We start from the raw sequence: 4,331 nt of genomic DNA on the forward strand, positions 1-4,331 counted from the left end.
AGGACGGCGTGGGCGCCCGCCGCCTCGGCGGCTCGGAACGCGGCGAGCCCCGCGGTGCCGGCTCCGATCACCGCGACGTCACAGCTCTGGTGGGTCATTATCGTCCAACGGGCGGGATCGCGGGTCCGGGCGACGGGTCGAAATCCCCTCGGACCTCCCCTCGTCGGCGCGGGCGGCCAACGCCTCGAACCCTGCGTGGGTTCGAGGCCCGGTCCGCGACCGGTTGCCCGCCGCTCAGTTCGGCTTCGGCATCGCCGGGGCCTGCATGGTGCTGGCCTGTTTCTCGGGATTCTTCAGCTGGCTGTAGACGAGGTTGCTGAAGCTGCCGATCGTCGTGTGCCAGGGCAGCTTCACGTCGTCGGTGTCGGGCTTGGCGGCCTTGCAGAACGCGGTCGTCAGGCCGTTGACGATGTCGTCGTCCCGCCCGGCGGGGAGCGCGGACTTGATCTTCGGCAAGAGCGCGTCGATCCGCGGGATGAAGTCCTCCTGCTTAAGGCCCTTCAACTGCCCGATGGCGTCGGCGTCGGCCACGGCCTTCGCCACATCCGGCTGTTCGATCTCGGCGCAGGGCGCGTTGCCGGCGAGCATGGTGCTCGTCGCCTTGCGAGCGTCGGCCGCCACGCCGGACTTCAGGACGGGCGCACTGTTGCCCCAGGAGTTGCGGATGTAATCGGTCACGTCGGCGACCTGCTGGTCGGTCATGCCCTGGCCGATCGCCGTCATCGGCGCGTAGCCGCTCTGGGCGCCGAGCCCGCCGTAGATCACGCGCAGCACCGTCTCCGGGCCGGCCGACTGGACCGAGGTGTTGCCGGCGAGCGCCGGAATCGCGCCCTCGACACCCTTGCCGTCGGGCTGGTGGCAAGACGAGCAGTAGCTCAAGTAGACGCCGGCACCGGGTGCGCCCTTGGTGTCGAAGGCCTGGAGGTCCTTGGACTTGTACGTCTGCTTGGCCTGGTAGGTCCGCAGGTACGCGACCATCGCCTTCAGGTCGGCGTCGGTCATCTTCGAGAGCGATTCCTCGATGGTCTGGCGCATCGGGCCGGCCGCGACGCCGGGCTGGTTGCCCGGCGCCGTGCCGGTCTTGAGGTAGGTCACCACCTGCTCCTCGCTCCAGGAGCCGATGCCCTGGTGGTCGTCGGGGGTGATGTTCGGGGCGTACCAGCCATCGATGACGCCGCCGCCGAGCTTGCCGGCCAGGCTGCTGTTGCCGACGATCTTATTTTCGTTGTGACACATGCCGCAGTGGCCGAGCCCCTCGACGAGGTAGCCGCCGCGGTTGACCTCGGCGGTGGCCTTCGGGTCGGGCTTCCACTCGCCCGGCGTGAAGAAGGCGGTCCGCCAGGTGATCAGCGCAGTGCGGATGTTGAAGGGGAACGGGATCTCGTTGTCCTTGCGCGGCTCCTTCACCGGCTCGAGCGAGCGCAGGTACGCCCAGATCGCTTTCACGTCGTCGGTCGTGACCTTCGTGTACCAAGCAAAGGGGAAGGCCGGGTAGAGGTAGTGCCCCTCGTTGTCGATGCCCTCGTGCATCGCCTTCACGAAGTCCGCCTCCGTCCACTTGCCGAGGCCGGTCTCGTCGTCCGGCGTCAGGTTGGGGGTGCGGATCTTCCCGATCGGCGTGTTGAGAATGTAGTTGCCGGCCAATCGCTTGCCGCTCGGCCCCGTGTGGCAGGCGACGCAATCGCCGGCGGTGACGAGGTACTCGCCGCGCTTGACCAGGTCCTGGTCCGCGCGCTGGGCGAAGGCGTCGATCGGTACGGCGGAACCGAGCAGGAAACCGGAGGTTGCGGCCACAGCGAGGATGCGACGCATGATGCCCAATCTCCGATGCCGCAGTTGAGAAGCATAATAATTCAGCTTGGCGGTCGCGCGATGAACGCACCCGCCGAGACGGAAGTTCCTGTCGCGCTGGCCTGTGCGGTGCGACCAAGCGTCAGGTGCTCGCGACTGCGCAGGCGCGGCACGAGGTCCCCGAGATGTGCGGCCAGCGATGCGAGCATCCAGCCCGCGACGACCGGCCACGGGGCCTGAACCAGGGCCGCCCGCACGGCGAGCATCAGCGCCGCACCCGAACCGAGGTTGCACAGAAGCGGAACCGGAGCCGGCCCACGGCCGGTCCGATGTCGCAGCGCGAGCAGCACGATCGCTTCGATCGCCACGAGGACGAGGATCGCATCGACGATCCGTCCGCTCGCGAACCACGCCGCCATCATGCGGCTCCGAACGGGCCGTTGAGCCGGACGATCGCGCGGTTGAGGACGCCAGCCACCGTCACCCAGGCGAGATAGGGCGCGAGCAGCAAGGCCGCGAGCCCCGAGACCGGCAGCGTCACGGCGATCAGGGCGACCACGGAAAGCCAGAGCAGGACCAGCTCGAAGAACGCCCAGTCCGGCCGCTCCGCACGGAAGAACAGGGCGCTCCACGCGATGTTGAGGACGCTGTTGACGGTGTAGGCCGCGAGCAACGCGACGCGCTGCGGCTCGTCGGCCTCGTTCCAGGCGATGACGGCGGAGACGACGCACAGGGTGAAGATCGTCGCCCAGACCGGCCCGAAGGCCCAGTCCGGCGGCTTCCAGGCCGGGTTGCGCAGGGCGCGGTACCAGGGACCGGTGGTGGTCAGCACGCCGCCAGCCAGCGCCACCACGAGCGCGGACAGGGTGGCGACCGTGGCCGGCATCCAGACCTCGCTCAAGGCGAGACCCAGCGGAACAGGTGCGCCATGTCCTTGAAGAAGATCTTCACGTGGGCCATCGGCTTCTTCCGCACCAGCTCCTTGTTCATGTAGCTTTCCCAGGTGAGCTGCTGCACGTCCTTGTCGCGGCAGATCGAGACGAAGCGCTCCCTCAGGGCGTCGTTGCGATACCAGACGGCCTGCATGATCCGCAGGATCAGGAACACGCGCCCGTGCAGCTTCATGAAGCGGCGGCGCGCCTGGGTGAGGGCGCGGACGTCGCCCGTGGTGAGGAAAGCCTCGGCCGCCTCGGCCGCGAGACGTCCGCCGAGCATCGCGTAGTAGATGCCCTCGCCCGAGGCCGGCGCGACGATGCCGGCGGCGTCCCCGGTCAGCAGCACGTCGCGCCCGTTGTCCCACTTCTTGAGCGGCTTCAGCGGCAGCGGCGCGCCCTCGCGCCGGACCGTCTCGCCGGCCGCGAGCCCGGTCGACTCGCGCAGGTTCCGGATCGCGGTGCGGAGCGAGAAGCCCTTCTTGGCCGAGCCGGTCCCGATGCTGATCGTGTCGCCGTGCGGGAAGATCCAGGCGTAGAAGTCGGGCGAGTGCTTGCCCTGGTAGAACACGTCGCAGCGCGTGGCCGCGAAGCTCACGCTGCCGTCCGCGGGCGGGCGGACGATCTCGTGATAGGCGAAGACCTGTTTCATCCCGGCATGGCCCGGGATCTCGGCCCGTCCCACCGGCGAGGAGGCGCCGTCGGCGCCGATCACCAGCTTGGTCCGGACCGCGTGCGCCGCGTCGCCGACGCGGTAGTGGACCGTGGTCCCGTCGGCGTCGCGGACGATGCGCTCGTAGATGCCGGGGCGGTAGTCGGCGCCGGCGAGCGAGGCCCGGTCGCGCAGCCACGGATCGAAATGCTCGCGATCGACCATCCCGACGAAGCCGTCGCCGACCGGCATGTCGACGGCCGTGTCGGAAGGCGCGATCATCCGCGCGAGCTTGATACGGGCGACGATCTGCGCGTCGGGGATCGCGAAGTCGCGAATCGCGCGCGGCGGGATCGCGCCGCCGCAGGGCTTGATCCGCCCGGGCTTGTCGAGGAGCAGCACGCTGCGCCCCATCCGGGCGAGGTCCGTGGCGGTGGTGGCGCCCGCAGGGCCACCGCCGACCACGACGCAATCGAAGAATTCGGCGGCCTCGGACATGCTGTGCTCCCTGGCGCGTTTTTCTGATGGATCCGGCGCGACGGCGCCCGAAGAGGTCAGGTCCGACATCGGCTTAGAAACGGGGTTCCAGCTGAAGCTTCAGCGTTCGCTCGCGCTGCCCACGCGGCACGCGGGTCGCGCCCGCATGCTCGATCCGCAAAGCGATCACGGTGGCGAGCACGAAGAGCAGCGCCTCGGCGAGGAAGACCGCGGCGTAGGCCTGAACCGCCTCAGGCGTGACGAGGCGCGCGAGGTCCACCGCGACCGTGCCGAGGAAGCCGCCCGCGCCGAAGGCCACGCCCTGCGCCGCGCCCCAGACGCCCATGCGGGTGCCGCGCTCGGCCTGTTCAACGGCGTCTTCGCGGTCGCCGCGATCGGATCGATGATGGCGCTCGCGGGCGCCGGCGGTGAGGCCGAGCGCGGCACCCGCATGGGCGTCTGGGGCGCGGCGCAGGGCG

General features: G+C 69.7%; 4 protein-coding genes and 2 pseudogenes. 1 reads left to right on the forward strand and 5 read right to left on the reverse strand.

Going from position 1 to position 4,331, the window contains the following annotated elements:
• Positions 1-234: 234 nt before the first annotated feature.
• From FV222_RS18405 to FV222_RS18425, 5 genes and pseudogenes are all read right to left on the reverse strand, one after another.
• Positions 235-1,812, reverse strand: a complete 1,578-nt coding sequence (locus tag FV222_RS18405) for a c-type cytochrome (RefSeq protein ID WP_147815347.1) — start codon at positions 1,810-1,812, stop codon at positions 235-237.
• Between the two features lie 41 nt (positions 1,813-1,853).
• Positions 1,854-2,210 (reverse strand): hypothetical protein, encoded by a 357-nt coding sequence (locus FV222_RS18410; RefSeq protein ID WP_147815348.1) that lies wholly within the window; start codon positions 2,208-2,210, stop codon positions 1,854-1,856.
• Positions 2,210-2,677, reverse strand: a complete 468-nt coding sequence (locus FV222_RS18415) for a TspO/MBR family protein (RefSeq protein WP_147815349.1) — start codon at positions 2,675-2,677, stop codon at positions 2,210-2,212. Before FV222_RS18415 ends, FV222_RS18410 begins: the two co-directional genes overlap by 1 nt.
• Before the next feature lie 11 nt (positions 2,678-2,688).
• Positions 2,689-3,873: a geranylgeranyl diphosphate reductase gene (locus tag FV222_RS18420; RefSeq protein WP_147815350.1), complete on the reverse strand. Its 1,185-nt coding sequence runs from the start codon at positions 3,871-3,873 to the stop codon at positions 2,689-2,691.
• 73 nt (positions 3,874-3,946) lie between these two features.
• Positions 3,947-4,219 (reverse strand): annotated as a pseudogene (locus tag FV222_RS18425) (PucC family protein); the annotation flags it as partial.
• Here FV222_RS18425 and FV222_RS32040 point away from each other — a divergent pair.
• Positions 4,205-4,331, forward strand: a pseudogene (locus FV222_RS32040) (PucC family protein); the annotation flags it as partial. The pseudogenes FV222_RS18425 and FV222_RS32040 overlap by 15 nt on opposite strands.

It is taken from the genome of Methylobacterium sp. WL103 (genome assembly GCF_008039885.1).
GTDB classification, from domain to species: Bacteria; Pseudomonadota; Alphaproteobacteria; order Rhizobiales; family Beijerinckiaceae; genus Methylobacterium; species Methylobacterium cerastii.